Source organism: Pontibacter ummariensis, from assembly GCF_900188175.1.
In the GTDB taxonomy this organism is placed as follows: Bacteria; Bacteroidota; Bacteroidia; order Cytophagales; family Hymenobacteraceae; genus Pontibacter; species Pontibacter ummariensis.
The window spans coordinates 125,307-150,708 of the sequence record NZ_FZOQ01000005.1 but is presented as its reverse complement, the minus strand read 5'-3'; the positions used below and the strand labels follow the sequence as shown (position 1 = coordinate 150,708).

General features: G+C 49.3%; 32 protein-coding genes. 28 read left to right on the top strand and 4 right to left on the bottom strand.

What is annotated here, in order from left to right:
• Positions 1–45 precede the first annotated feature (45 nt).
• The 24 genes from CHB92_RS07460 (at position 46) to CHB92_RS07350 (ending at position 19,770) form a co-directional block, all read left to right on the top strand.
• Complete coding sequence (locus CHB92_RS07460) at positions 46–792, top strand: ParA family protein (protein WP_089318567.1); 747 nt, start codon at positions 46–48, stop codon at positions 790–792.
• Between the two features lie 63 nt (positions 793–855).
• Positions 856–1,173: a hypothetical protein gene (locus CHB92_RS07455; protein WP_089318566.1), complete on the top strand. Its 318-nt coding sequence runs from the start codon at positions 856–858 to the stop codon at positions 1,171–1,173.
• A gap of 4 nt (positions 1,174–1,177) precedes the next feature.
• A complete protein-coding gene (locus CHB92_RS07450) occupies positions 1,178–1,363 on the top strand; it encodes a helix-turn-helix domain-containing protein (RefSeq protein WP_089318565.1) in 186 nt (61 codons plus the stop codon).
• Positions 1,356–2,060, top strand: coding sequence for a hypothetical protein (locus tag CHB92_RS07445; protein ID WP_089318564.1), 705 nt, complete (start codon positions 1,356–1,358; stop codon positions 2,058–2,060). The genes CHB92_RS07450 and CHB92_RS07445 overlap by 8 nt, the downstream gene beginning before the upstream one ends.
• Positions 2,061–2,069: 9 nt before the next feature.
• On the top strand, positions 2,070–2,885 hold the full coding sequence (locus CHB92_RS07440) for a hypothetical protein (protein ID WP_089318563.1): 816 nt from the start codon (positions 2,070–2,072) through the stop codon (positions 2,883–2,885).
• The gene (locus tag CHB92_RS07435; protein ID WP_089318562.1) at positions 2,878–3,954 is read left to right on the top strand and encodes a hypothetical protein; all 1,077 of its coding nucleotides are present in this window, start codon (positions 2,878–2,880) and stop codon (positions 3,952–3,954) included. The genes CHB92_RS07440 and CHB92_RS07435 overlap by 8 nt, the downstream gene beginning before the upstream one ends.
• Positions 3,955–5,113: 1,159 nt before the next feature.
• Positions 5,114–5,545 carry a plasmid mobilization protein gene (locus tag CHB92_RS07430; RefSeq protein ID WP_089318561.1) on the top strand — a complete coding sequence of 144 codons (432 nt, stop codon included), beginning with the start codon at positions 5,114–5,116 and terminating at the stop codon, positions 5,543–5,545.
• Positions 5,546–5,653: 108 nt separating this feature from the next.
• On the top strand, positions 5,654–7,216 hold the full coding sequence (locus CHB92_RS07425; protein WP_089318560.1) for a relaxase/mobilization nuclease domain-containing protein: 1,563 nt from the start codon (positions 5,654–5,656) through the stop codon (positions 7,214–7,216).
• A gap of 9 nt (positions 7,217–7,225) precedes the next feature.
• A complete protein-coding gene (locus CHB92_RS07420) occupies positions 7,226–7,852 on the top strand; it encodes a ParA family protein (RefSeq protein ID WP_089318559.1) in 627 nt (208 codons plus the stop codon).
• A 136-nt stretch (positions 7,853–7,988) separates the two neighbouring features.
• Positions 7,989–8,414 carry a hypothetical protein gene (locus tag CHB92_RS07415; RefSeq protein WP_106219082.1) on the top strand — a complete coding sequence of 142 codons (426 nt, stop codon included), beginning with the start codon at positions 7,989–7,991 and terminating at the stop codon, positions 8,412–8,414.
• A 70-nt stretch (positions 8,415–8,484) separates the two neighbouring features.
• Positions 8,485–8,802 carry a hypothetical protein gene (locus CHB92_RS07410; RefSeq protein WP_089318557.1) on the top strand — a complete coding sequence of 106 codons (318 nt, stop codon included), beginning with the start codon at positions 8,485–8,487 and terminating at the stop codon, positions 8,800–8,802.
• Positions 8,803–8,829: 27 nt separating this feature from the next.
• Positions 8,830–9,126, top strand: a complete 297-nt coding sequence (locus CHB92_RS07405; protein WP_089318556.1) for a DUF4134 domain-containing protein — start codon at positions 8,830–8,832, stop codon at positions 9,124–9,126.
• A gap of 4 nt (positions 9,127–9,130) precedes the next feature.
• The gene (locus CHB92_RS07400) at positions 9,131–9,430 is read left to right on the top strand and encodes a DUF4133 domain-containing protein (protein ID WP_089318555.1); all 300 of its coding nucleotides are present in this window, start codon (positions 9,131–9,133) and stop codon (positions 9,428–9,430) included.
• A gap of 31 nt (positions 9,431–9,461) precedes the next feature.
• Entirely contained in the window at positions 9,462–11,906 is a 2,445-nt protein-coding gene (locus CHB92_RS07395) for a TraG family conjugative transposon ATPase (RefSeq protein WP_089318554.1), read from the top strand.
• Positions 11,881–12,552 carry a plasmid transfer protein gene (locus CHB92_RS07390; RefSeq protein ID WP_089318553.1) on the top strand — a complete coding sequence of 224 codons (672 nt, stop codon included), beginning with the start codon at positions 11,881–11,883 and terminating at the stop codon, positions 12,550–12,552. Before CHB92_RS07395 ends, CHB92_RS07390 begins: the two co-directional genes overlap by 26 nt.
• A gap of 82 nt (positions 12,553–12,634) precedes the next feature.
• Positions 12,635–13,339, top strand: a complete 705-nt coding sequence (locus CHB92_RS07385; protein ID WP_089318552.1) for a hypothetical protein — start codon at positions 12,635–12,637, stop codon at positions 13,337–13,339.
• An 8-nt stretch (positions 13,340–13,347) separates the two neighbouring features.
• Entirely contained in the window at positions 13,348–13,509 is a 162-nt protein-coding gene (locus tag CHB92_RS25765; protein ID WP_179222983.1) for a hypothetical protein, read from the top strand.
• Complete coding sequence (locus CHB92_RS07380; RefSeq protein WP_089318551.1) at positions 13,506–14,501, top strand: plasmid transfer protein; 996 nt, start codon at positions 13,506–13,508, stop codon at positions 14,499–14,501. Before CHB92_RS25765 ends, CHB92_RS07380 begins: the two co-directional genes overlap by 4 nt.
• A gap of 14 nt (positions 14,502–14,515) precedes the next feature.
• Positions 14,516–15,124 (top strand): conjugative transposon protein TraK, encoded by a 609-nt coding sequence (traK, locus tag CHB92_RS07375; protein ID WP_089318550.1) that lies wholly within the window; start codon positions 14,516–14,518, stop codon positions 15,122–15,124.
• Positions 15,102–15,422, top strand: a complete 321-nt coding sequence (locus tag CHB92_RS07370; RefSeq protein ID WP_144266287.1) for a hypothetical protein — start codon at positions 15,102–15,104, stop codon at positions 15,420–15,422. The genes traK and CHB92_RS07370 overlap by 23 nt, the downstream gene beginning before the upstream one ends.
• On the top strand, positions 15,415–16,575 hold the full coding sequence (gene traM / locus CHB92_RS07365; RefSeq protein ID WP_089318548.1) for a conjugative transposon protein TraM: 1,161 nt from the start codon (positions 15,415–15,417) through the stop codon (positions 16,573–16,575). Before CHB92_RS07370 ends, traM begins: the two co-directional genes overlap by 8 nt.
• Position 16,576: 1 nt before the next feature.
• On the top strand, positions 16,577–17,371 hold the full coding sequence (gene traN / locus CHB92_RS07360; protein WP_089318547.1) for a conjugative transposon protein TraN: 795 nt from the start codon (positions 16,577–16,579) through the stop codon (positions 17,369–17,371).
• Between the two features lie 78 nt (positions 17,372–17,449).
• Positions 17,450–19,417, top strand: coding sequence for a type IV secretory system conjugative DNA transfer family protein (locus tag CHB92_RS07355; protein ID WP_089318546.1), 1,968 nt, complete (start codon positions 17,450–17,452; stop codon positions 19,415–19,417).
• Complete coding sequence (locus CHB92_RS07350; protein WP_089318545.1) at positions 19,414–19,770, top strand: helix-turn-helix domain-containing protein; 357 nt, start codon at positions 19,414–19,416, stop codon at positions 19,768–19,770. The genes CHB92_RS07355 and CHB92_RS07350 overlap by 4 nt, the downstream gene beginning before the upstream one ends.
• Positions 19,771–19,775: 5 nt before the next feature.
• On the opposite strand, the gene CHB92_RS07345 is transcribed toward CHB92_RS07350, so the two are convergent.
• Positions 19,776–20,333 carry a M23 family metallopeptidase gene (locus tag CHB92_RS07345; RefSeq protein ID WP_179222982.1) on the bottom strand — a complete coding sequence of 186 codons (558 nt, stop codon included), beginning with the start codon at positions 20,331–20,333 and terminating at the stop codon, positions 19,776–19,778.
• A 206-nt stretch (positions 20,334–20,539) separates the two neighbouring features.
• Between CHB92_RS07345 and CHB92_RS07340 the strand changes: the two genes are divergently transcribed.
• The 4 genes from CHB92_RS07340 (at position 20,540) to CHB92_RS07325 (ending at position 23,398) form a co-directional block, all read left to right on the top strand.
• Positions 20,540–21,178 (top strand): DUF4099 domain-containing protein, encoded by a 639-nt coding sequence (locus CHB92_RS07340; RefSeq protein ID WP_089318543.1) that lies wholly within the window; start codon positions 20,540–20,542, stop codon positions 21,176–21,178.
• Positions 21,179–21,190: 12 nt separating this feature from the next.
• Positions 21,191–22,288, top strand: coding sequence for a DUF3991 domain-containing protein (locus CHB92_RS07335; RefSeq protein WP_089318542.1), 1,098 nt, complete (start codon positions 21,191–21,193; stop codon positions 22,286–22,288).
• Positions 22,289–22,399: 111 nt separating this feature from the next.
• Entirely contained in the window at positions 22,400–22,840 is a 441-nt protein-coding gene (locus CHB92_RS07330; protein ID WP_089318541.1) for a beta-barrel fold lipoprotein, read from the top strand.
• A gap of 249 nt (positions 22,841–23,089) precedes the next feature.
• Entirely contained in the window at positions 23,090–23,398 is a 309-nt protein-coding gene (locus CHB92_RS07325; protein WP_089318540.1) for a hypothetical protein, read from the top strand.
• A gap of 95 nt (positions 23,399–23,493) precedes the next feature.
• On the opposite strand, the gene CHB92_RS07320 is transcribed toward CHB92_RS07325, so the two are convergent.
• From CHB92_RS07320 to CHB92_RS07310, 3 genes are read right to left on the bottom strand one after another with little or no spacing between them, the layout of a single operon-like run.
• A complete protein-coding gene (locus CHB92_RS07320; protein WP_089318539.1) occupies positions 23,494–24,321 on the bottom strand; it encodes an ImmA/IrrE family metallo-endopeptidase in 828 nt (275 codons plus the stop codon).
• A 12-nt stretch (positions 24,322–24,333) separates the two neighbouring features.
• A complete protein-coding gene (locus CHB92_RS07315) occupies positions 24,334–24,693 on the bottom strand; it encodes a hypothetical protein (RefSeq protein ID WP_089318538.1) in 360 nt (119 codons plus the stop codon).
• Positions 24,690–25,370, bottom strand: a complete 681-nt coding sequence (locus CHB92_RS07310) for an RNA polymerase sigma factor (protein WP_089318537.1) — start codon at positions 25,368–25,370, stop codon at positions 24,690–24,692. The genes CHB92_RS07315 and CHB92_RS07310 overlap by 4 nt, the downstream gene beginning before the upstream one ends.
• Positions 25,371–25,402 lie beyond the last annotated feature (32 nt).

Genomic DNA, 25,402 nt, shown 5'->3' with positions numbered 1-25,402 from the left:
CTTGATAATCTTAATAAACAAAATAATATTAGTAAACATAAAAACATGGGTAAAGTCATTACTATTAGTAACCACAAAGGAGGTGTCGGGAAAACGACCTCAACGGTTAATATCGGGGCAGCCCTGAACCAACAAAAAAAGAGAATCCTGTTAATTGACCTGGATCCTCAGGCTAACCTTAGCCAGAGTCTAGGCGTCATAGAGCCAGAGAAGACCATCTACGGGTCTATCAGAGGCGCTTATCCTCTAACACCTGTGGAGATAGTAAAAGGGCTGGATGTGGTGCCTTCAACGCTGGACCTCTCAGGAGCTGAAATCGAGCTAAGTGGAGAAGCTGGCAGAGAGTATATTCTGAAAGAGCTTATTGATCCGCTGCGTGATAAGTACGATTACATCCTTATTGACAGTCCCCCTTCTTTGGGCCTCCTCACGCTGAATGCTTTTACTGCATCCGATGAAGTAATACTCCCGCTGCAGGCACAGTTTCTGGCGATGCAAGGGCTTTCAAAGCTACTGGAAGTAATAGAGAAAATTCAGAAGAGGCTCAATAAGAACCTAAAGATAGGCGGCGTGTTCATCACGCAGTTCGACGGCCGAAAGGTTTTAAACCGGAATGTGTTTGAAACCATCAACGAGCACTTTAACGGTGCTGTATTCAACACAAAGATACGGGACAACATCGCACTGGCCGAGGCACCAGCTGTAGGGCAGGATATCTTCCGATACAACCCGAAGAGCAACGGTGCTGAAGACTATATGGCCCTGAGCAAGGAAATCCTAAATAAGAAGTAATCACTGTTTACTATGTTTATGCATATTATTAAATAACATAAGTAAACGCAATAACATCAATTTATGGCAAAAGACTTTAAGAAGAACATGCCCATGAGTGGCGGTTTAAGCTCCCTGATAGGAGAATCCAATGAAGAACCGACTAAGAGGGGCAGGCCTAAGACATCGACAAAAGAGGTAACTAAAACTTCACAGGAAGGCACAAAAGAGAGCGAGACCCGCGCCACTTTCATTGTTAATGAGGACCTTCTCGAAAAGTGCAAAGCGATTGCCTATTGGGACAGGGTGCTCATTAAAGACGTAATCGGCACCGCCCTGCAGGAGTACGTGGAGAAGTACGAGAAGAAGGCGGGAGAAATAAAACCAGTACCAAAGAAATAGAGCTATGCCAACAGTTATAGAAAACATCAAGTTCTACACCGTGACTGAGACAGCTGACGCGCTTCATCTCACCCCCCAGACGGTTCGCTCCTATGTAAGGGACGGCAAACTCAAGGGGAAGCGGATCGGCCGCCCTATCCTGATCACGGAGAAAGCCATAAAGGATTTTTTGGGGGTAGAAAATGAGTAAGAAACACTTCCGCATCGAGCGTGTTGCTGATGCCCCTTCCTTAGAAAAAACCTTTGAGCCAACACTTCAGCTTTTTAAAGGGAAAGGCCTGCCAGTAGACAAGGTGATGGGCTATTTGAGAGACACCACTGAGTTTGACCTGATTGAAAAGGAATACCTGAGGTATGTACAGGTAAGACAGGAAATAGAAGCACTGCTTTCCCAGGGGCAGACGTGGCAAACCGTCTATGACTCTGCCGTAAGCAGGCAGGAGTTGTGGACGCTAGAGGCTTTCCTTGACGCGATAGAGGCGCAGCAGGGAAGTAAGATAGAAAGCATTGACCACTTGTCCGGTATTACCGAAATAGAGGACAGGGAGGCCCTGGCATCAGTTGTAACGCACGGCAGGGAGTCTAAGTACCTCAGAGCCCTTCGGAAAGCCATAGAGGACGGTGCCGTCTTATCTGATCTTCAGCAGGTAGAGCCTGCCGGATTCGGGTTAGCTCCATCCTGGACGGGATCCTCAGGGGAGGAAGCCAATAAGCAAACCATGATTCTTTGGGCCATAGGAGAAGGATACGTGATATCGTTCAGGAGCTACGACAAAGTTAGCCCCCACCTGAGAAGCATTGCTAATGATCTCAACGCGCCATACTCAGTCGTTATTGATGCTTTTGAGGCATACCATGAGAGACGCAAGACACTGCACGCAAATTAAAGCGCTTACATGAACAAGAAGGATATTACGAAAACAATCAGTTCTGGAACGGCGAAAGAGAAAGTTTTGCTCCTCACAGAGGACGTGGCCAGGAGGAAGTCAGGATCAGAGCCTATTCTTTCCGAAGAGGACTTCCACGCACTGCTCAGCAGCGTTGAGAGGCCGCAGGAGCGGCGCCTGTACAACCAGTTCCGGAAGATTGACCAGACCGTCACCACGGGTCTTTACGTGCTTAACCAGAGCCGTGTGCTCTACAGGATGCATATATCCGACTTAAGGGGATACGCGCTGATGTGGGAGGCATACCAACGGGCCGAGGAGCTTGCCAACTTCATCCTCCACGAGACGAGGGACAAAGCCGAACGAACAAGAATAGCTCAAAAGGCAGCTTCATATTCTAGCTTCCTGCTGGCTGACCTTAAAATTGATCAGGAGGGTTATGTAGAGGTGAGCGCTGAGTCTTCTCAAAAACCCGATACCGCCTCTCTGTTGAAGGCAATAGCTGGCGTAAGACGTGAGGCTGAAAAGGAACTGAGCCGCACCCTGGGCTATGCTCAGGCGCTGCTGGACTATATGGAGGAGCGGGATTTCAAAGTGAAAACTTACCAGGACAAGGTGAAGGATGTGATGAAAGACGTGCAGACAGACAAAGCCCTTTGGTCCAAATACAGCACTCAGCAGAAGAAGGTCCCCACGAGGCAGGGGAGCAAGAGGAGAGAAATGGAACGGGAGCACCTATTTAGCATCTACCCCGATCCGTCTGAGATTCAAATGGACATGACAGCTTATCACCATTTCAAGAGGAACGTAGTCGGTTATGAGTAAGAATAAAGAGAATGAGCAACCGAACAATGGCTTACCGGGCTTAGGCTCAGCTAATGAGTTAGACATCGTTAATACCCCACAGGAGGGGTTGCCGGAGGTACGCGCCCCCAAAACCAGCAAGTACAAAAGGTCCGGCCACCTTACTGACCAGATGCTCAAGCACGCCTCCCCAAAAGGGAAGGGAGAGCAGCTGCCGCTTCTTTTCGATCTGCTGGACCCGGAGACCAGGCGCTCCATAGAAGTGGAGGGTATAGAGCGAAGCGCGGTAGTGGAGGGCATCAAACTGAACCCCTCTGAACAGAAGATCATCGATTGCCTGACAAAGCTGCTTCATGAAAAAAGCCAGACGTCGGATACCGAAAGCGAGGACTACTTCACAGGGAACCTGGCCCACAGGATGGTGCGCTACGGCGGGACGAAGGAAAAAGCCCCGATCATCGGCTTCACCGTTTATGAACTCACCAAGGAGTATAAAGGGGGGGAGTATGTTGGCGGAAAGGATATTGATAACGTGAAGGCTATCCTGCGTGAGCTGGAGCAGAAGAAGTTCCTCCTAAGTTATAAGGAAACTATCTTTAAAGCCGGGGGGGGCAGGACTGAAAGGAAGATTGAAGGATTCCACAGCCTAATTCAGATCCTGCAGTTCAGTGAGACGGAGTACGACGCCACCGGTGAAGAGGTCAGCGACAAGCAGGACACCATCATCATGCTCAACCCTATCTTTAAGCATCAGATCGATAGCAAGTACATTCTTTACCCGAGCGACCTGCTGAGAAGAACCATCCTTGCCTACGGATCTCACAACCTGTCAGAAACGACTTTAAGGCTGCGGGATTACCTCCTGCGTGAGCACAGCTATAAGCGATACACTTGCGAAATAGGAGTAGACAAGCTGTACTGGATGCTCAACGACAAGTGGATGAAGGAGAGCCGTAAGACTAAGGTAAAGCAGTACACCGACAAGGCCATTGAAACTATGAAAGCGCTGGGCCTGCTGCAGAGCTTTGAAATCAAGCAGGGGCAGAACGGACCGAAGATCGTATTCACTCTGAATAAGGACTGGGAATAGTCACTTTTTACGTACCTGAGTGCAGAAAGCTCTTGTCATTATTTACGTACCTGAGTGCAATGGCCCAAAGGCGCAAACCTTGGGGGTTAAAGTAACATACTTTACGTACCTGAGTGCAAAATCCTTTCAACCCATTGCAGGCTTAAGTGGTTCTGCAACTACGTACCTGAGTGCAGCGGTTACGTACCTGAGTGCAGAAAAAGGACCTACTTTACGTACCTGAGTGCAGTGACTACGTACCTGGGTGCAATAGTAAACAGAGTAATCATAAAATATTGAACTGAGCCTCAACGCTTTACGGAGTAGCTTGAAACGACTGATATTCATTGAAATAATCTATTGAGATTATTTGATAGGGGAAAGGCTTCACTTTGGTTTCGCTTTCCCTCAAAAGAATCTATAAGGGAAGGAAGATTTAAAAAAGAAGTGGTGGGAAAGGCGAAACCTTATGCGCAATGCGCAATGCACATTGCGCAATACATAATCCGCAATGCGCATTTGAACTGAATGAACAGAAGAGGCCCTATCATGTGCCGGTAGTAATCGTCTTTTAAAATTATCGTCCTATCCGCAAGGCCACCGGAACCGAGGTATACAACTACACTACCGTTCCTTATAGATAGCTCAACGCTCATCACGACCCTCAAGCCAGGACTTCAACCTTCGTGAAAAGTTTCCAACCCACTGTATCGACTCTCTTTTGATTCCTTCAAACAGCACGATAGGTTCCGCCCCTCAGTGCTTTTAGAAAGTTTCGCCATCTTCGTGAGCTTCTTTTATAAGTAGCTGGCAGGTGTGGCAAACGTAAGATTTCAAGCATAAAAGTTTAAATGTATTTCAGTGAGTACCAGTGCTACACTTCCCCTTCGCCGCCAAAAAATTATTCATCTCAAGCTGTGATTTTTTATCCTGGCTCTTCTTTCCCTTTTGTTCAGATTATCATTTCCTTGGAAATATTACAGAACCTGACTTGTTAACTTCGGTGTTCTCCCTAACTGGATATGGCATAAAATATGGCTGTCATTTCTATGATTTTATACGTTCGGGTTTTACATTGCAAGATGTGTTTATGTATATACAGAAACCTCTTGCCTTGCTCCCCACGTAGTGGAAGCTCGGTGCAGATAATTCGCGACTCATTATCTTAAAGAAATACCAAATGGAAAACGAACAGGACGAAAGAGACTGGAGCTACAGAGGCGGCAGGCCACTGCTTGGATCCGACGAGAAACGGGACAGTGTGCTCCAGGTCAGGCTTACAAAGCAGGAGCACAACGACCTGAAGAAACAGACGGCAGAGCAGGGCTATAAGGACGTGAGCATCTATGTGCGCAGGAAGCTATTCTCTGCTGATGACGCGCCTGCCTTCAATCCGAAACCCTTGTTCCGGGCTATCGATAAAACAGGGACTGAGCTCAAAAGAATAGGCAACAACATCAATCAGATTGCCCGCTACGCCCACTACCTGGAGAAGAACAACATGGTGGAGGGGAAGGTGATCGCGGAGTACAACCAGCACTTTGAGGAGTTCCTGAAAGTGGAGGATGCCTATGTCAAAGCCATCAGGGCCTTCCTGCGTGTTACCCGCTAACGGTCCGCAATGCGGAATACGCAATGCACAATGCGCAATCCTTAATCCGCAATGCGCATTGCGTAATGCGGATTGTGTGTAAGTAGAAAGCTATACTTTTGGCAGTGTATGATAGTGAAGATACTCTCCTCTTCCGGCTCGTTTGCCGGGGTGAACTACAATGAAGACAAAGTAAAGAAAGGCACCGCCGTGCTGCTGGCAGAAGAGAACTTCGGCATGCTCCAGACCGGCCGCTCCGGGATCGGGGACACTGACTATAAAGGTTACTTTCAGTCATGGTCCACATCCGAGGATCATGTGCAAACTGTGAAGCATCCGCAGTTTCATGCGGTGCTATCGTGTGAGGGCAGGGAGAAGGACGCGCAGGAGCTGAAGTTCATTGCTGAACAGTACCTGGAGAAGATGGGCTATCAAGAGAACCCGTACCTGATCTACTTCCACTCAGACACGGCCAACAACCACGTGCACATCGTCTCTTCGCGCGTCAATGAAGAAGGCAGAAAGATCGATGACTCCTTTGAGCGAACCCGATCACAGAAGGCTATCAAAGAGATCCTGCTGCAGGACGTTGGCGAGGAAATAAAAGCGCACGTCAGTAAGGCAATGGGCTATAGCTTCTCCACACCGGCGCAGTTCAAGATGCTGTTGGAGGCAAACGGGGTGAAGGTAGGGGAGAAGGGCAGCACGTATGATTTCGTCAAGTACGGCAGCCTGGTTAGCTCGATGGATAAAGATACCGTCGGCCAAAAGATAGCGCAGTACACGGCACCTGACGAGCGCATAAGGCAGCTTCACAGCCTGTTCACAAAGTACAAGCCGGGGCTTGCGCCTAAAGCTTTCCAGGAGTTCATGAAATCAAAGTTCGGCGTAGAGATCGTCTTTCACAAAGCAAAGGGAGAGCAGGAGCCTTACGGTTACTCTATCATTGACCACGCGCAAAAGCAGGTGCTCAAAGGCTCCCAGGTGATGAAGCTAAGCGAGCTGATGACAGCTGTCAGCAGACCGGAAAGAATAGCCTCTGCACAGGGGATCATCGGTGCGGTGGCGAAGGACACGGACATTACCTTCAGTGAGTTTAAGAGCCAGCTGAAAGCGGTAGGCTTCTCGGTAAACAAGCGCGGGGAGGTGAAGCTAAAAGGAGAGGCTGAGCCAAGTCTGCAGGTGGATGAGATGGTGATGAAAGGGCTGTATCAGAAAGAGCGCCTTAAGCAGGCCCGTAGCTTTGCTATCACCAGTGCAGCCGATGCGCGCATACTTAGCCAGGTATTCTACCTAAAGCCCCATAGCCTTGCTATAAACGGGCCGGTGAATGAGGATGCCCGGGAGTACGCGTCAGGAAGGTTGAACAGTATGCTGGCCAACGGCAGGCAGCTACCCGACGTTCTGGAAAGCAACGGGTGGAGCATCGCCAAACTGGACAACAAGCATTACCTGATCGACAAAAGGGAGAAGGCCATATACCCTGTGAACGAACTCACCAGCCGCCAGCTTGACTACTCTGCGGCAGGCGTGGTGTCACTTGATGAAGCGCGCAGCAGGGCAGCCACACAGCAGGCAGCGTACTCCAGTGGGGGCGTAGGAGATATGCTCACCATGCTGGCCCAATTGGCTCAGGAAGGCTCACGTGAGCCGCAGCAGGACAGGAAGAACAAACGAAGGATGAAACGCTAAACAAATGATATGAAAATTGTAATCGCTAATCAAAAAGGCGGGGTAGGCAAGTCCACTACCTGCGTGCTGCTGGCCAACTACCTTGCGCTCGAGAAAAATGAGAGCGTGGTGATCTTCGACATGGACCAGCAGGAAACGGTATACTCCAAGTGGGAGAGGGACCGGGAACTGTACGAGAACGAGCCGCTTTACGAGGTGCTCAAGCTTGACCTGGAGGATTACCCCAAGTATGCCGCAGACCTTGAAGCCCTGAAAGGCGAAACGCAGGTAATTATTGATATGCCGGGAAGGCTGGACGATGACACGATCCTCTCTGTTATCAAAGACGCAGACCTGATCATATGCCCGATCGCCTATGAGCGTTCCGTATTCGAATCCTCCCACGTGTTTGCCAGGGTAGCGCGGCACCTGAATGCTGATAACAAGATTGTTTTCCTGCCTACCAGACTCAACAAGGCTATCAAATACGAGACAAAGGAGAAGGTCCGGGAAGCGATGGCAGCCTTCGGGGAAATCGCGCCGGAGATAGCAGAACGGGTGGCCCTGCAGCGCATTGACACGGTGTCCATCAGTTCGGAAGCCCGGGAAGTGGTGCAGGAATCCTTTGACTTCATATACAACAGATATATTAGCTAAACACCATATACTCAGGCTTTAAACCCCTCAGGATGTTATTCTGAGGGGTTTTTCTTTTACTGCTTAAAAACTTTTTAATCTTTTTAAGAATATTATTTTTGACTTTAATCTATTGTAGTATACATTGCACCCACCAATGAATAAGAACAATTCACTATTAAGTAGCATAAAAGCCAAAATGGGGGCTGAAAATGCGCCTTCAGCAGCAGTAGAGCCAGTTCGTGGACTGCCGCCTGTGAAGGAGGAACGTGCTGCGCGTCCTGAGCCTGGCAAAATGAAGGTTGCAGGCAAACGGGAGGTGCCGGACATAGACAGGACGCTTGAGTTGGGCGGTTTCCCGCATTTACTCAAGGTATTAGAGGCTGCGCGGGAAGAGCTGGACTTTGGAAGAAACGCCGTTTACATCGATGAGGAAACGGCTGAAGTACTGGACCTGATCCGGAAGAAATTTAAAATCCGGTCTAACCTGCTGGTGAGTTGCCTGCTGCGCGAGTTCTTTCAGAAGCACAAGGACCTTATGCAGGAACTGATTGATAAAAGAAGCAATAAGCTATTAGAATAAACTGATGTATGCTTGAATCGTATATTTTGATACTCGCATAAAGCAACGTGTTACTTTAAAATAAAAACCCATGGCATGGAGTACATTTTTCGGGGTAGTGATAGGAGCGTACGCCATTTACTATGTGCTAAACTTCCTCTACGACCTATTCTTCTCACGCAAACAGAAGGCACCTGCACAGAGCGGTGTGCACTACAACATGCGGGAGCTGATGGGCGAGGAGGAGGGTCCTGAGGAGGTCGCTGCCGAACCGGAGGAAGAGCCGGCGGCAGTTTATCCGGCAGAGAGAAAGGTAGCGGCTGAGCCCGCTTTGAGAGTGGAAGGGCAGGGGATTCCCTTGGAGGACTTCCTGAAGGACGCTAAATCATATTCCAAGTCAATATTTTAAATCAACACAATTCATTTTAACAGCTTTATGAAAAAGAGACTTTCTTTCATGGCATTGGCACTGCTTTCTGCAGTGCAGCAGGGTATGGCGCAGGGCGTGTCAGGAATAGACGCGGCTTCCTCAGAGCTTACCACCTACGTTGACCCGATTGGAACCCTTATCATCGTCATCGGCGCGATCGTGGGCCTTGTAGGCGGCGTGCGCGTGTTCATCAAGTGGAACACCGGCGACCAGGACGTGCAGAAATCCCTGATGGGCTGGCTTGGCTCCTGCGTGTTCCTGATGCTGGTGGGCGTGGTGGTGAAGGCGTTCTTCGGCGTATAGTGCCATGACCTCCGAGAGGCACAACACAGGATACAATGTTTACAAGGGGCTGCAACAGCCTCTTGTCTTCAAATCCTTCAAAGGCCGCTATATCTACTGGGCAATGGGAAGTGTGCTGGGAGGTTTCCTCTCTGCTGTAATCCTGACCGTTGCCGTAAACTTCCTCGCTGGGTTTGTCGCCCTGCTTGCCGTTTCTTTCGCCGGACTGCTCTACACGAACAGCCGACAGAAGAAAGGCCTGCATGCAAAGACCAGATCTGCCGGAGTGTACATCATCCCCAACCGGCTGAACCGCAGACGTTAGCCCTTACCGGCCACACCATCCACCCCAACGCATGAAGAACAAGAAATTTACCTTGCCATATATTGGCGTTGACCGTCATGTGCATGATGTTCTCTACCATGAGGCAGGCGACCACTCCGTCATCATACGGATCACCAACCCGGTGCTCCAGTACGCCGCCGATGTGGATGCTTACACGGACTTCCATTACGTGTTTTCGAACATCGTCAAGCTGCTCGGCTCCGGGTATACCCTGCAAAAACTGGATATTTTTGCGCGCAAGCAGTTCAAAGGGCAGCCCTCTTCTGATTTCCTCAGCCAAAAGTACAACGAGGCGTTTGAAGGGAGGGAGTACCGCGCCATCACCACGTACCTGACCTTAACAAAGGACGTAAAGCGCTCGGCTTTCTTTACCTATGACGAGAAAGACTTCAAAGCCTTTCAGCGCAACATCACCAAAGTAGTAGAGCTGCTGGAGTCAAAGGGCTTTCATCCGGAGGTGCTCACAGAAAAGGAAATCAAACGGCTTGTCAGCCGCCTGCTGGCCTTTAACTTCTCAGATGATGTCTACAGCCTCAACAACTTCAGCGCATCAGAAGAGGGTATAAAATCAGGCAAGCGGACGATTAAAAGTATCTCCCTGGTGGACATTGACGAGATCAACTTCCCCGCCTCCATCACGCCACACACAGACGTTAACCTGGGCTTTTCGCTGCCGGTCGATATGATGCACTTCCTGCACAAGATCCCGGCCACGGACTGCGTGATTTATAACCAGGTGATACAGATCCCGGACCAAAGGGCAGAGATCAACAAGCTTATCGCCAAACGTAAGCGGCATATTTCCATGCCCGACCCTGCCAATGATCTGGCGGTGGAGGATATTGACCGCGTGATGGCTGACATTGCAAAGGACAACCAGCTGCTTGTGCACGGGCACTATAACATACTTGTGTCTGCCGGTGAGCAGCACATCGACAGGGCGGTGAATTACATTGAGAGCGCGCTGTTCTCGCTGGGCATCATCCCCTCTCATAACGCTTACAACCAGCTGGAGCTTTTCCGCTGCTCCCTGCCGGGCAATGCCTCGGAGCTGAAGGCCTACGATAAGTTTCAAACCACATCGGACGCGGCTATCTGCATGCTCTTTAAAGAAGGTTTATTGAAAGACGAGGAGTCTGGCTTTCAGGTCTTTTTCTCAGACCGTCAGGGCATCCCGGTGGCCATCGACACCAGCGATATGCCCATCAACACCAACCGCATGAACAACCGCAACAAGTTCGTGCTGGGTCCTTCAGGCGCTGGCAAGTCTTTCTTCATGAACCACCTCATCCGGCAGTACGCCCTGCAGGACACAGACGTGATTTTAGTGGACACAGGGCACAGCTACAGCGGCCTTTGTCGCTACTATGGGGGCAAGTACATCACCTATTCAGAAGAGGAGCCTATCACGATGAACCCCTTCCGCATTTCAGTGGAGGAGTTCAACGAAGAGAAGCGGGAGTTTTTGAAGTCACTGGTAAGCCTCTTATGGAAAGGCGCTGACGGTACGGTGAATCAGATAGAAGACAGTGTGCTCTCCTCTGTCATAGCGGCCTATTATGAGGACTTCTACCGGTCAGGAAAGGAGAGCAGCTACCTGGGCTTTCAGTCCTTTTATGAGTTTTCGGTTGAGAAGATAGGCGAGATAACGCAGGCGGAGGCTATTCCCTTTGACATCACCAGTTACCGCTTTATCCTCAAAAAATTCTGCATCGGCGGAGAGTACGGTACCATCTTAAACAACGCGATGGACTCCACGCTGTTCGATGAGAAGTTCATTGTCTTTGAGATCGATGCGATCAAGGAGCACAAGGTCCTGTTCCCGATCACCACGATCATCATCATGGACGTGTTCCTGCAGAAGATGCGCCACAAGAAAAACCGCAAGGCGCTCATCATCGAGGAAGCCTGGAAGGCAATCGCCAGCCCCTTGATGGCGGGTTATATCCTCTATGTCTACAAGACCGTGCGCAAGTTCTGGGGGGAGGCGGTGGTGGTGACGCAGGAGCTGGACGACATCCTGGGCAACGCCGTCGTGAAAAACAGCATCGTCAACAACTCGGACACCCTCTGTCTGCTGGACCAGACCAAGTTCAAGGACAACTTCGAAGCGATCGCCGGGCTGCTTTCCCTGAACGCTGTGGAGCAGAAGAAAATCTTCACCATCAACAACCTCGACAACAAGGAAGGGCGCGGTCGCTTCAAGGAAGTCTACATTAAAAGGGGCAGCACCGGCGAAGTGTATGGCGTGGAGGTGTCCATTTACGAGTACCTCACCTTCACCACAGAGCGAAGGGAGAAAGAGGCCCTTCAGGTCTACCTGGACCGATACCCCACCTACCGGCAGGCACTGGAAATGTTCGTGCGGGACTTCCGGGAGTCGGGTATGAAGCTAAACGAATTCACAAACTTAATCAACGCAAAGAGTCATGAGAAAATACCTGTACTTAGTTAGCGCCCTGGTCCTCGGGTGGACCTCCTCACAAGCCCAGCAGCTTGTCTTTGACCCTGCGGTAGTGTCAACGCTCGTGGTGAACCACACAGCGCAGCAGACAGCCTTAAATGACATAAAGGACAAGGAGACGGAAATCTCTCTCACGCAGCAATCCATCAACTATAAGATGATTCAGATTAAAGAGCTTGAGGAGAAGATGTACAACTCGCTGAAGTCTGTTCAGTCCATCGTGGGGCAGAGCAAGAACATTGTTTACGCTTCCACCATTGCGCAGGACATAGGCAAGTATCAGGGGCAGATGATGGACATTGCTCAGGGAGACCCGGAGCTCCTGATTATCGCCGCTAAAACGGAACTCGAGCTGGTGAACCGCACCGCCGACCTGTTCACCTACATCTACCAGGTAGCCGTCATCGGCACGGATGTGAACCTGATGACGAACGCGGACCGCCTCTCCCTTATTCGCCACGTGGTGGATGAACTGCGCATCATGCGGGGCCTTTCTTACTCCATAGTGAGGAAGATGCGCGTGGCCAAGCATGCCGGCCTGCTGAAAACGATGAACCCTCTCGGGCTGAAGTACCCCAACAACAGCCAGGCGATCATCAACTCTTTGATGGATGAATACAAGACCATTAAAAAGTAAGACTGTGGGACTCTTAAAGACTTATGCGCAATCATGCGCGAAAAGCACCTCACCCACTTTTATCGAGAAATCGAAAAAAAGAATGACTAAGACTTTTACTGAAGAAACAGTGAAAAGCGGGTACAGGGCTTTTTCGCAAAAAACAGAAAAAGGCAGACCGACCAGAGGATATATCTTCTCCTGTGTGTGTGCTCTTTCTCTTGCCTTCACTGTACAGGAGAGCGCGGCACAGGCTCCTGTGACGATTGTAGACGGTAAGTACGTGCGCCGGCAGATGGAGCGGGAGGTGATCACACGCTGGAACAAGTTTGACCCGAAATGGTACTTCATCCTCTTCCACAACAAGTACCGCAAAGGAGAGGACCGCCGGAACATGCTCCAGCTGCTGCCCACCATGGCAGCACTACAGTTGAATGAGGAGGCAACGAAGCAGGAAGAGGAGGAGGTGCATACGATCTGGGAGCAGGAGGTGTTCAAGGGGGCTGACCGCAGCCTGAATAAAAGCTTCCACCTCCTCTACGGTAATAAGATCGCTACACTGAATACGGAACTGGATGCGCTCAATGCCGAGGCTGTTGCGGCAGGGGTAGACTTTGATATGCTCCTTAAGCTCCGGCAGGAAAAAGACCGGATCAATGCGGATATCGATCTCACAAAAGAGGCTTATGAGGATGATGCAGTGAAAGGGGAGGCCTTCCGCGGCTACCTGGCAGACCTGCTCTCCCTGAGGGGCTACTACAGGCGCATCATTCACCTTTTTAGAACAGCCGACAACTTATCGAAATAAAAGCAAACATGGAGAAACCGATCATTATAGCACCGCACATATGCCTACCCACAATGAAGGAAGTCAAAGCGAAGGGGAAAGAGCAGGAGGCGGTTGATGGGAAGAGAAGCGCCAGGGACAAGTCTGCACAAGTTACGCCCAAAAAGAAGAGAAAGAGCACCAGCAAATGAGAGAGCTAATTGACAGGTCCATTTTTGACTTATTTGACGGGTTGTTTCTTAACATACAGGATTTAGCGGGTAGCTTCCTTGCAGACGCGCAGGCAGTGGCCGCTATCGCGATGCTGCTGTACTTTGCGGTGGAGGCTTACAAGATGATGGTGGGGGATGAGCAGCTGCGCTACATGGCCCTGTTCCGCCCCTTTGCCCTGGCGCTTGTGATTATCTTCTGGAGCGGCTTTGTGGACGTGCTCAACTTCCCCTTAACGGTAGTCCGTGACAGCGCCAAAGGGATGTATTCAGAGCAGATAGACCAGGTCGATGACATGCATCTTGAAAGAGTGGCATTGATTGATTCTGTCGCTATAAAATTATCAGACTCCAGTGCGGACTTTGAGCAGGTGCAGGCAGAAACCCGGGACAAGGACTGGATGGAGAAGATGGGCATCGACCTGGAGCCGATGTTCAACAAGATGAAGGGCTATTACCTCATGCTTATGGCCAAGATGCACTTCACGATGATGCGGGTAGTAGAGTATATTGTAATTCTAATATATCAGGTCTGTATTTACATCATCTTCTTTCTGCAGATCATCTTCGCCGGGATTCTCGTGATCCTGGGTCCCTTCGCCTTTGCGCTGAGCATCCTGCCGGGCTTCCGCGACTCTTACCTGACGTGGATGGGCCGCTACATTGCGGTGGGACTCTACTCCACCATTGCCTACATCGTCATGTCGATCTCCTTTGTGCTGGTGAAGTACGGGCTGATGAAGGAAATAGAGATACTTCGTGCCGTGCTGGAGAATGAGGAAATGTTCCTAGCCTACGTGTCCTATCCCTCCGGTAACATCAGCTTCTACATCGTGAGCCTCCTCATCGGGGGGCTGGCCATGCTCCCGATTCCTGTGATCTCCACCTGGATTATCTCTACAAGCGGCATCGGCAACGCCATCGGCTCCATGGCCGGAGGCGCCGGAAAGGCCATGCGCAAACTCTCAAGGTAAATGTTACAAGTGCCATGATTCAAAACATAGAAAAGAAAATCAAGCTTGCCTTCGCTGTCAGCATGGGCAGTTTCCTTACCTCGCTTGCTGTCGTGGTGGCCGTGTGCGTGTTCGCCTACAGCCTCGTCAACGAGCAGCGCAAGAAAATCTACGTGCTCGACCACAACGTGCCCGTGCTCGTGCGGCAGACAGACCAGGGCACCAACCGGGAAGTAGAGTATGCGTCCCATGTGAACATGTTCCACCTGCTTTTCTTCACGCTTCCCCCGGACGACGCCTACATCAAGAACAACCTCAACAAAGCCATGTACCTGGTGGATGACACGGGGCTTGCGCAGTACAACAACTTAAAAGAGAAAGGCTACTACAACTCCATCCTGGCCAGTTCTGCCCTGCTCACGATCCAGACCGACAGCATCAAAGTGGATGAGAACCGCCACTTCACCTACTACGCCAAACAGCGCATTGAGCGGCCCACCTCCATCGCCACCAGGGCACTGATCACAGAAGGGGATTTGCAGGATGTCCCGAGAACAGATAACAATCCCCATGGCCTGATAATCAAGAACTGGAAAACGGTGCTCAACAAGGACCTGGAGTATGTGGAGAAGAAGAATTTCTAACTGGGCCAATGCTCACCAGAAGGTAATGATCGCAGGCATGTTCTGCCTGATGGCATGCGGCATTATATGGCTTGTGGCAACCCGCAGCAAGGCGCAGGCGAGCTTTGATGATACGGCCAGGCTTCTCTACTCCGGCATGAACAAAAGGCAGCAGACGCGCTCTGTGCCTGCGGATATGCTGGAGATGTGGCAACTCTATTCAAAGGTGCAGACCATCAACCCCGACAGCCTCACAGTGCAGGACAGCGCTTTCCTTCACGACATAGACAAACAGCTAAATAATATCATCCATGAATAAGATAGACTTCAAGAAAGGGCGCTATATCATTCCGCTTATCGTGCTCCCGTTCCTTTTTATCTTTAACTACCTCTACCTCGACACGTTCCCTGCCGCAGGTGAAACAGCCTCCGAGCCAGGTACTGCTTTGATGGTAGAAACGACTTCATTAAATACAGATCTGCCGGACGCTAACCTCAAAAAGCGGGAGGTGAAGGATAAGTTTGCCGCTTCCCGGGAAGAGCATAAGTACCGAACCGACTACTCTGCCATTCGCGAGCTGGGAGAAGGCGGTACGCGTGAGCAGCAGTACGGCAGCGTCTACTCAGCCGAGGAGCAGGCCATCTTAGACAGCCTCAACAATCAGATCCTTGCCAATCAGCAGCAGGCCCCCTTCATGGAGCGCGTGAACCAGCGGCAGGACCGCACCCGCTACGCTTCGGCCTCTGTTCCGGCGAGAAGAGCACCCCGAAAAACGGAATCCGAATATGAAAAGGAGATGCGCATGTTCCGCGAGCAGATGGCTTACGTGGATAGCCTGTCTAAAGCAGGAAACGAACCAGTCAGCAAACCAGCCCACGTTCAGAACGCGACCCTTCCCACAGAACCTGCACCTGAAGCACTGGCAGTGAGCAAGACAGCTAACCCTAATAGCGCTTATTTCAACACAGTATCGGGTGCCCCAGCTGAACAGTTTATCAAAGCCATCCTGGATGAGGGTCTGAAGGTCAGGGAAGGCGGCAGGATCCGCGTCAGGCTACTCGACGACATCTATGTCGCCGACATGGAAATAGAAAAGGGAAGCTACCTCTACGGCCTTGTTTCAGGCTTCAGTGCACAGCGCGTGGAGATCACGATCACTTCTATCCTGAATGGTGATGAGGTGCTGCCTGTGAGCCTGAGCGTGTACGACAATGACGGTTTGAAAGGGCTGTACGTGCCGGACTCGCAGTTCAGGGAATTCACAAAAGAGCTGGCCAGCCGTGCCACACAGGGGCAGTCTGTCAACTTCGGATCTGATGCCTCAAACTCTGCTGAAATGCTCTACTCCATGGCCGACCGAATGGCTCAGACCGCGACACGGGCGGCAGGTAACGCCATTAAAAAGAACAAAGCAAAGCTCAAGTACAACACGATTGTCTACCTGATTGATAACAAAGCCAAAAAACGATAACATGAAGAAGCTCACTTTCCTACTATCCCTTTTCCTGCTGTCTGTGCTCTCGTATGGACAGAAGAAGGAGCCGCTCACCATCTACATTCACAAGGATATATCAACGCACTTCATCAGCCCGGAGCCTATCCAGTATGTCGATATCTCCACTGATGATGTGGCCGGCGATATACCGGTAGCCAGCATCCTGCGGGTGAAGCCCAAGAACGGGAAGCCTGCCCTGGGTGTGGTCACGATCGTGGGCGAGCGGTTCATGGTCCAGTACAAGCTAAGCTATGCTTCGTCCTCCGAAAACGCACAACCAGAGGTCAGGATTGACCCTACTCAGGTGGATGCGTTCATCAATCCTGCTGTGGCCATGAGTACCGAGGACATGCAGCACTTTGCCCTTTTGGCCGTGCAGGAAAAGCCAAGGGTGACGCACGTGCACAACACAAAGCAGAAGGTGGAGATCCGCCTCAACAACATCTACACGGTGGGGGATTACTTCTTTATGGACGTGTCGATGAAGAACAAGACTAACATTGCCTACGACATTGACCAGATCCGCTTTCTGATCGAGGATAAGAAGGTGGTGAAGGCCACGAACTTTCAGCAGCTGGAGATGGAGCCGGTCTTTGCCTTGTATGATACAGCCAGTTTCAAGCGCAGGTACCGCAATGTGTTCGTGTTCCGGAAGTTTACTTTCCCTGATGAGAAGGTCTTCCACATGGAGGTGGCAGAGGAGCAGGTATCAGGCCGCACCATCTCCTTGAAGGTGAACTACAGGGACGTACTGAACGCCGACACGCTGTAGCTTTCAAAAAGTTCTTTTGCTTCATAAGTAAAAAGAAACTTCTGAATCCTTTCTTTCCCTTTTGTAAAATCTCTACCTATGGAAGAATCAAGCGAATTAAAAAAGCTCTACGGCTTTCTCCAGGGCTTTGTCTACTTTACCCTGTTTGTGGAGTTTGCCGTGCTGCTGTATGCAGACGCAGCGTTTCTGGCGAGTGTGAGGCCCGTTGTGGAAAGGCTTGCCCGTCTCCCCATCTACGAGAACATCTACTTCTCCAAAGCCTTCACATTCGCTCTGATCATGATCGTGGCACTCGGAACGAAGGCGCAGAAGAACCTGAACTTTGACCCGCTCAAGCATGTCTTCCTTCCCCTTTTTATTGGGGCGGTGCTGTTTCTGGGCTCGGGTTTCTTCTACTACTATGTAAGTGAGACGGAGCTGTTCTACGGTATTACGCTGTTTGAACTGCTGTACACGGTGCTGTCGCTCATCGGTGCCGTGATGATCCATGTAGCGCTTGATAACGTGTCCAAGCACATCCAGAGCAGTTTAATGAAGGACAAGTTCAACGTAGAGAATGAGTCCTTTGAGCAGTCGCGCGAGCTGGTGGACACGCCTTACTCGGTGAACATCCCCATGCTCTACTATCACAAGAGGAAAATCAATAAGGGCTGGCTCAATATCGTCAATCCTTTCCGGGCAACGCTGCTCATTGGCACTCCCGGCTCGGGTAAGTCTTTCTCTGTCGTGAACCCCTTTATTAAACAGATGCTGGCCAAGGGCTTCTCTATGGCCCTTTATGACTTCAAGTTTCCTGATTTGGGAAAGATCGCTTATTACCACTACCTGGTGAACAAGAAACTGGGACCGTTGAAGCACCACAAATTCCATGTGATCAACTTCAACAGTGTAGAACACAGCAGGAGATTTAACCCGCTGAAACCGGAGTACCTGCCCACCCTTGCCGATGCGACGGAGACGGCCGAGGCGCTCCTGCAATCGCTGACAAAAAACGATAAGGAGTCCGGCGCTGCGCAGTTTTTCACGCAGTCAGCCGTAAACTTCCTTGCCAGTTGTATCTTCTTTTTAAGCCGGCACGAAAGTGGCAGGTATTCTACTTTCCCGCACGTGATGGCCTTCATCAACCAGGGCTATGAGGAGATATTCGAACTACTGTTCACAGAGCCGCAGCTGATGAGCCTACTCTCTCCCTTCCGCACCGCCTTCCGCAACAAGGCCTTCGACCAGCTGGAGGGGCAGATCGGCACCCTTAAAATCAACATCGGGCGCCTGGCCACGAAAGAAACCTTCTGGGTGCTATCAGGGGATGACTTTGACCTAAAGATCACCAACCCCCAAGCCCCGTCTGTACTCGTGATCGCAAACGATCCGTCCACGCAGAGCATCAACAGCGCCTGCAACGCCCTTATCCTGAATCGCATGACCAAGCTCATCAACTCAAAAGGGAATCTGCCTTGCGGTCTTATTGTGGATGAATCGCCGACACTTTATGTGCATAAGGTGGAGAACCTGATAGCGACAGCGAGAAGCAACAAAATAGCCGTTCTTTTGGGCCTTCAGGAGCTTCCCCAGCTCAAACAACAGTACGGCAGGGAAACAGCCGACACAATCTGCTCCGTGGCCGCTAACGTGCTCTCAGGGTCCGTGAGAAATAAGGAGACACTGGATTGGTTGGAGAAGATATTCGGGAAGGTGAGACAGCAGAAGCAAGGGGTAAGCATCGATAGGAGCCGGGTATCTGTGAGCATGAGCGAGGAGATGGGGCCGCTTATACCGGCTTCCAAGATAGCTAACCTAAGGGCAGGGGAGATGGTGGGGCAGGTAGCCTTTGACAATGCGGTATATGATGGCAGGCATGTAAGCAGCACGTACAACTGTAAGATAAACCTTAACCTTGACGAGGTTGCAAAAGAGGAAGAGCAGTATGTAGATATGCCAATATTTTATAAATTTGGAACAGTTGCCGCCCGTACTGCCAAACTTGAAGCAAACTTCATTAAAATCAACAAGGATATTGAATCACTTATAGCTGCGTTTCAAGTATGAATATAGCATTGTCTGATATTGGGGAGAAGCTAAACGCTTTCCGAAAGACACTGGGCCTCTCTCAGAAGGAGGTAGCCGTGGCCATGGGCGTTCACCAAACCCAGATCTCTAAGTTTGAGAACGGGGAGGGCAGCAGTGTTGAGCTGCTTCTCCAGGTGCTCAACTACTACGGCACTAACTACAATGTCCGGTTCATCTTTGCAGATGAATTCGAGATCATTCTCAGTGCCCCGGGAGACGTGCTCACCAGCCCCTATAACAGCATTGCCGTGGAGAAACTGTCTTTGCTTGGTGAGGAGGTTAACGCGCAGCTCGTGGAGGTGAAGAGGCTGCTGAGCAGTTCCATCGCTTAAGTTACTTAACGGAAGTACTTAACGGAAGAAAGCGGTTCTGTAGCCCTGCTGCTGTTCTCTACCTTGCGGTAAATCAAATCCAGGTACGGGGTGGGGTTGACTATCCTGCCATTGTGTTTGATCGCAAAGTGAAGGTGCTCGCCAGTGCTTCTGCCTGTGCTTCCTGTGATGGCAATGACAGCGCCTGCAGGTACTGTCATTGACTCCCGAACAAGGATAGCGGAAAGGTGCCCGTAAACGCTGCGGTACGCGCCGTGCTCTATCTCGATGTAGCTCCCAAGCCCTTTGCTGTATCCCACCTTCTTTACTTTACCTGGCATGATGGATAGCACAGAGCCATCCTTCGCTTTGAAGTCAATGCCCTGGTGAAACGCGGTCTTACCTGTGAGGGGGTCTATTCTGTGCCCGTACTCGCTGTTGATGATCGGGGAATGGAGAGGCAAAGAGACTTGCAGCGGATGCGCAATAACATGTGTTGACACCAGAATATCTGACTTTCCCCATTTAACTGTATCCGTTGGCTCGTCAATCTGCACAAAAGGCAGGTTTTTTACTTTCTTCACTGTGTTAAACTGTCCAAAGCATGAGAGTGAGAGAAGCAATAAGTTGGAGAATAAACAAAGTTTCAACATCATGTAATCATTTGTAGAATAAGGGCATCATATTTATTTCTTAAGAGGGTAAAAGTAAGGATGAAACAGTATTTATTTGCTTTATATTTACCTTTTTTGCATATAATTGTAATAAAATATACGTTTAAAGTATTCATATGAACTTTGACATAAAGGATCTCCCGTATGCTCAGTTTGAAAAGCTGGGTTTGAACAGGAAGGGTGTCCTGAACATGAAGCCGGAGGACCTTGCTGCAATGCTGTCAGGGAACCGCACAAGCCTGCTCACCTTCTCGGTGGAGCTGACAAATGGCCAGCGGTTTGAGACGGATGCTAAGCTTTCCCTGTTTCGCAACCCTGACAACTCCCTTTCACTGAACGTGCATCCTGTTCGTGCCCAAATCAAGAATGATATTGGGGCCACACCGGAGGAGATGGAGAAGCTAAAGACGGGAGGCCTACTGGTCCGGGATCACATAGCCCTGAACGGGGAAAGAGAGCCGCATTACTTCCAACTCGACAGGGAAACCAATGAGATCCTGCGTGCCAGGGTGCGCGACTTCATCGTGCCGAGTGCCATAAAGGATGTTGTGCTGAGCCCTGACCAGAAAGAGCAGCTTCGGCAGGGTAATGTGCTGGAGATTAAGTCAAAGGGAGGAGATGAGATCATTCGTGCCCGAGTGGACCTCAACGAGCCACGCGGATTTACGACAAAGCCTGAAGTGCTCGGGCAATCAGAAAGCAGGGGAGTAGGAGGTAGTGCCGAAGAAGTGAAGCCTACCGGCCCCCGGAGGTAAAATTGGTGAGTTATGACTACTTTCAGTGAGTACAGGGAGAAAGTACCCATCATTCAGGTTGCCGAGTCACTGGGCTATACGGCTGACCTGAGGAAAGGCAGAAGAAGCTTGGAGTACAAGCATCCTGATGGCGATACGGTGATCATTAATAGTCCCCATGACAGCGCCAAACAGATGTACTTTAATCGTGACGGTAGCACAGACAAAGGCTCAGTTATTGATTTTGTGGCCAACAGGCTCAGTCAATTCAAAGAGAGCTACAGCACCGATGCTGAAGGCGTGAATAAGGTGCTTTCCCGCTTCGCCAGCGAGCCGCAAACCATTAAGCCTACGCTTACCCCTCCACCGCCTAAGCCTTTCGTAGAGGGTTGCTATGAGCCTCAAACGATCTCTATCAGCAAGCTCCATTACCTGACAAGGGAACGCGGCCTTGAGCCGGAGACAGTAGAGAAATTCCTCCCATTCATTCGCCTTGTGAAGGATCTGGAGAAGGAATCTTCCAAAGCATATGCTAACATTGCCTTTCCGCTTACAAAACCGGGCTCTGACGCTGTTATAGGGTATGACCTGCGTAACTATGGCTTTAAGAGCGTGGCAGCCGGCAGTGACCGCCAAAGCGGCATGTGGATAGCTGACTTTGCCGGCAAGCCATCGCACACCAGGAATGTGTTCTTCGCCGAAAGCCCCATCGATGCGATGAGCTTTTATCAGCTCAGAAAGAAGGAACTGGACATGGATTCAGCTGCCTTTGTTTCTTTTGGGGGAGGTATTTCAAAGAATCAGATACGCCTTGCGCTTGATCATTGGTCAAAGGCTGCAAAGAATACCCTTTTCGATAATGATTACCAGGGCAAGGTTTACGATATAGCCCTTGCCTCTGCCATCTCGAGCAAGCAGGTCTCTTTCCGGAAGGAATCCGACAGCCTGCTCTTCACGGTAAACGACAAAAGGTTTGAGTTACCCATAAGCAAGCTAAGCCTGAACGCCTTTGAGCAGGAATCAGGCGTCAGAAGCGGGCTTCACGTCCACAAGGCGAGAGGATTCAAGGATTTCAACGATATCATCCATCCCTCCAATACGAATAAAAAAAGCTTTGAAATGAAGATGTAGTTTAACGCCGCCTGATGGTAAATGCATGTTTATCTATACATCAAATATTATTATGTTTACTTAGTAACTATAGTAAACTTAGTAAATCCAATAACTTAAATAACCAAGCTCATGAAAACACTGTCAAACTTAACCTTATTACTCCTTTTCGTTCTGTTGATCACAGGTTGCGGTGACTCCGGAAGCGATGACCCTACTCCAGACGCTGCTACCTTCAAAGTGGACCTCCAGCAGTCAGGAGATTATGAGAAATTCACCCGACTCATCACCATCAGCGGCGGGAATTTCTACGAAACGGGAACACAGGAAGAGATGCCAACCATTCTTTATAATGATGACCTGACCGGCACGACTTACTCCTATGAGGCAGAGGGAGTGCGGGAACTAAATGTTGTAAGCACGATCGGCTTTTCACCTATAGAGGACGCTCCTGCAGAAATGCAGCTGAAGGTAACGGTATACCGCAACGATAAGCTTTTAGCAGAGAAGACCTACACCTACACGGAGGAGTCTGACGGGGTTCAGGAAGAGCTTACTTATAAGGCCAAATAGAAAAATACCTGCTTAAGATATTCTTTGTAATGTTACATCATACCCTCGAAAAGGCTAATATTTTGTCTTTTAAAGCCGCTTTTCAGCCGATTAGATAGAGTGAGGGCCTAAAATGGGCGGGAAATAGTATGTTACAAAACGGGGTGTCTTCCCCTTGCTTTAAGCAATTAATAATCAGAATTTTATACTGCAGTAGATTTTTAAAATGCGCCTGGCATAAGTCAGGCGCAAAACTAAAAGCAGTATGTTATGTCAGAAAACGAAGAAGGAGAAAAAGCGGAAGTAACTACACCTGCAGATGAACAACAAACGTCCATTCCCTCCCCGCGAGGATGTCCGCTATACCTGCCATTTGACGCAGCCCCGTTGCTTGAAGTGTTGATGGATGACGATGGACCCTTGGGTGTGGCAGAGGCGTTGGATAAGGCTTATACTACCCTGGCAGAGTATATGGTCAGTGATCCGAACACAGCCGGGGATCAGTATGCCCACATCCTTTACGAGCTACGCAGGCTGAGGAATGCCCTGCTAAAAGGAAAAGGCTGGCATCAGTTGTAGGAACTATCAGTAATATCGTTTAAATAATATAATATAGAAATATAGTCTTATAATTTACCTTATGTTAAGTAGAAGGGTTTTAAGTATCAAATAAATTATAAGTTGCTTCTTGTGAGTAATGTTATGCCGCCGTAGGCTCCAAGCTTTATGGCCTCTTCATTTAAAAAAATGTTATCCTTGCCAGTTTTTGCAATAGACTTACTCCACATAGACATCGTGGTAACTGACTTATAAAAGTCTAGAGAATAAATATCCTCCTGATGCAGCGCCTTATAAGTGGCTGTCTCTCTTCCAGGAGAGTAAGTGATGTGAAGGTTTTTAGAGAATAAGTTTGTAAATGACTTTGACTGCAGAGACCACTCATAGCCTTTGGCACTCCACTTGACCAGAGCGCAAACATTAACATCACTTTTTACAAAGTTAACGGCGGAACTCACCACAGAAACCTGAAAAGCATTTGCTAAATGTAGTACTGCAGCCAAGCCAACTTTTTTCCCTGCTTTATAAGTACTTAAGAACCTATTCTTTGGCATTAGCAAATTAGACGCAAAGCAGTCTGCTTCTCTTTCAGCAAGATTTATATTATTATATATCTCCACCATGGATGTGTGTGGCCTGACTCTGCCGCTCAGTAAGGCATTCCGATGCTCATCAATATAATAATGCCCTAGCTCATGCGCCATGGTGAACCTGGCGCGGGGCGAGTTTCGCTTTCCTAGTTTATCTAGGTTAAGGAAGATATGGAATTTATCACCAAGACATTGGAGCATACCGTCAAAATAAGATTCATAAGGTCCATAATCATACGAGATAGAATTTGCGCCTGCTATAGCCTCTAAGTCTATCACTTGATCGGAGGAAAAGTGATCAGCCACAGATTCGGCAAGTTCAGCTATTTCTAATTCGCGATTATTCCGGAGCACTTTGTTTCGTGGTTATTTCTTGTCTTCTGCATTCTTCCTGTTCTCCTTCATCTTTTCAAGAATATGTGCTGGGATCTCTTTCCCCTCTCTGGCCGCTTGGGCTAAGTTATTTTCTATATCCCTGGTATCTTCATTATCAGAGTCCAGAATATCCCTTGGTTCTACTAATCCCTTTCTTACAATGTCAAAAGGGTTTTTCAAAGCATGTGGCAATTCAATTTTTATGCTGTCACAAAGGCTGATAAAATCATCCATTTCTTTATCAGATTCCGGCATGATGAAAGCGTTTTCTCCTAGAAACCGAAGGAGTCTGATCTCATATGATGTATCATCTTGACTGGCAGACGGTATACCTTTTTTAACTATTTTCATAATGAAGCTTTACCCCCGTTTAACATTCTAACTTTTTTAAAGAAGCGATACTTTACTTGCCTTACATTGAATGGTGTTGTCTTATACCGTAAGCAAAGGTCCTGCATAATATCATCGGGCAAATGGGCATTTTTTCGGTGCACATGATTCAAATAAGCCATGACTATGTCTTTATCTCTTGGCTTCAGTGAGTTAAGGGCTTCACGGGCGCTTTCTTTTGTAATTGGATAATCGTCTTCCTTCACAAAAAGCTCATCATCTTGCTGCTCATCGCCTGCACTCAGCCCTATTGACAGTTCGCCCACAGAGGAATGAAACTGTCTTTCAGGATTGTGAGTCGTAAAATACTTTAGCTGTTCTTTCACTATTCCGACAAGCCATGCCTTAAATTCTCTCTCTTCATCAAAGGTTTCCCTAGGTTCAAACTCCACCGCCTTCTCACATGCAGTAACGAAAGTATTGCCAGCTATGTCCTGAGCAAGCTCAGAAGGGTTGCTGAAAAATCTACAAGCCAACATACTGGCGTTACTAATAAATTCCATATACCTATTATGGAGCTCCTGAATGGCTTGATTGTACTCGTTCGGGTACTGATCCCCGTAAGATAGGGATAGTAAAATAGTTTGTACATCCTCGCCTGCATAGAGATTTTTGTCCTTTAGTTTCTGTTGCTCCATAGTTTATCACGCTTTCGCCAAGTTCCATGCAA

Coding starts and splice junctions, on each gene's coding strand:
- CHB92_RS07460 (WP_089318567.1), top strand. CDS start 46: ATGGGTAAAGTCATTACTATTAGTAACCACAAAGGAGGTGTCGGGAAA.
- CHB92_RS07455 (WP_089318566.1), top strand. CDS start 856: ATGGCAAAAGACTTTAAGAAGAACATGCCCATGAGTGGCGGTTTAAGC.
- CHB92_RS07450 (WP_089318565.1), top strand. CDS start 1,178: ATGCCAACAGTTATAGAAAACATCAAGTTCTACACCGTGACTGAGACA.
- CHB92_RS07445 (WP_089318564.1), top strand. CDS start 1,356: ATGAGTAAGAAACACTTCCGCATCGAGCGTGTTGCTGATGCCCCTTCC.
- CHB92_RS07440 (WP_089318563.1), top strand. CDS start 2,070: ATGAACAAGAAGGATATTACGAAAACAATCAGTTCTGGAACGGCGAAA.
- CHB92_RS07435 (WP_089318562.1), top strand. CDS start 2,878: ATGAGTAAGAATAAAGAGAATGAGCAACCGAACAATGGCTTACCGGGC.
- CHB92_RS07430 (WP_089318561.1), top strand. CDS start 5,114: ATGGAAAACGAACAGGACGAAAGAGACTGGAGCTACAGAGGCGGCAGG.
- CHB92_RS07425 (WP_089318560.1), top strand. CDS start 5,654: ATGATAGTGAAGATACTCTCCTCTTCCGGCTCGTTTGCCGGGGTGAAC.
- CHB92_RS07420 (WP_089318559.1), top strand. CDS start 7,226: ATGAAAATTGTAATCGCTAATCAAAAAGGCGGGGTAGGCAAGTCCACT.
- CHB92_RS07415 (WP_106219082.1), top strand. CDS start 7,989: ATGAATAAGAACAATTCACTATTAAGTAGCATAAAAGCCAAAATGGGG.
- CHB92_RS07410 (WP_089318557.1), top strand. CDS start 8,485: ATGGCATGGAGTACATTTTTCGGGGTAGTGATAGGAGCGTACGCCATT.
- CHB92_RS07405 (WP_089318556.1), top strand. CDS start 8,830: ATGAAAAAGAGACTTTCTTTCATGGCATTGGCACTGCTTTCTGCAGTG.
- CHB92_RS07400 (WP_089318555.1), top strand. CDS start 9,131: ATGACCTCCGAGAGGCACAACACAGGATACAATGTTTACAAGGGGCTG.
- CHB92_RS07395 (WP_089318554.1), top strand. CDS start 9,462: ATGAAGAACAAGAAATTTACCTTGCCATATATTGGCGTTGACCGTCAT.
- CHB92_RS07390 (WP_089318553.1), top strand. CDS start 11,881: ATGAGAAAATACCTGTACTTAGTTAGCGCCCTGGTCCTCGGGTGGACC.
- CHB92_RS07385 (WP_089318552.1), top strand. CDS start 12,635: ATGACTAAGACTTTTACTGAAGAAACAGTGAAAAGCGGGTACAGGGCT.
- CHB92_RS25765 (WP_179222983.1), top strand. CDS start 13,348: ATGGAGAAACCGATCATTATAGCACCGCACATATGCCTACCCACAATG.
- CHB92_RS07380 (WP_089318551.1), top strand. CDS start 13,506: ATGAGAGAGCTAATTGACAGGTCCATTTTTGACTTATTTGACGGGTTG.
- traK (WP_089318550.1), top strand. CDS start 14,516: ATGATTCAAAACATAGAAAAGAAAATCAAGCTTGCCTTCGCTGTCAGC.
- CHB92_RS07370 (WP_144266287.1), top strand. CDS start 15,102: ATGTGGAGAAGAAGAATTTCTAACTGGGCCAATGCTCACCAGAAGGTA.
- traM (WP_089318548.1), top strand. CDS start 15,415: ATGAATAAGATAGACTTCAAGAAAGGGCGCTATATCATTCCGCTTATC.
- traN (WP_089318547.1), top strand. CDS start 16,577: ATGAAGAAGCTCACTTTCCTACTATCCCTTTTCCTGCTGTCTGTGCTC.
- CHB92_RS07355 (WP_089318546.1), top strand. CDS start 17,450: ATGGAAGAATCAAGCGAATTAAAAAAGCTCTACGGCTTTCTCCAGGGC.
- CHB92_RS07350 (WP_089318545.1), top strand. CDS start 19,414: ATGAATATAGCATTGTCTGATATTGGGGAGAAGCTAAACGCTTTCCGA.
- CHB92_RS07340 (WP_089318543.1), top strand. CDS start 20,540: ATGAACTTTGACATAAAGGATCTCCCGTATGCTCAGTTTGAAAAGCTG.
- CHB92_RS07335 (WP_089318542.1), top strand. CDS start 21,191: ATGACTACTTTCAGTGAGTACAGGGAGAAAGTACCCATCATTCAGGTT.
- CHB92_RS07330 (WP_089318541.1), top strand. CDS start 22,400: ATGAAAACACTGTCAAACTTAACCTTATTACTCCTTTTCGTTCTGTTG.
- CHB92_RS07325 (WP_089318540.1), top strand. CDS start 23,090: ATGTCAGAAAACGAAGAAGGAGAAAAAGCGGAAGTAACTACACCTGCA.
- CHB92_RS07315 (WP_089318538.1), bottom strand. CDS start 24,693: ATGAAAATAGTTAAAAAAGGTATACCGTCTGCCAGTCAAGATGATACA.
- CHB92_RS07310 (WP_089318537.1), bottom strand. CDS start 25,370: ATGGAGCAACAGAAACTAAAGGACAAAAATCTCTATGCAGGCGAGGAT.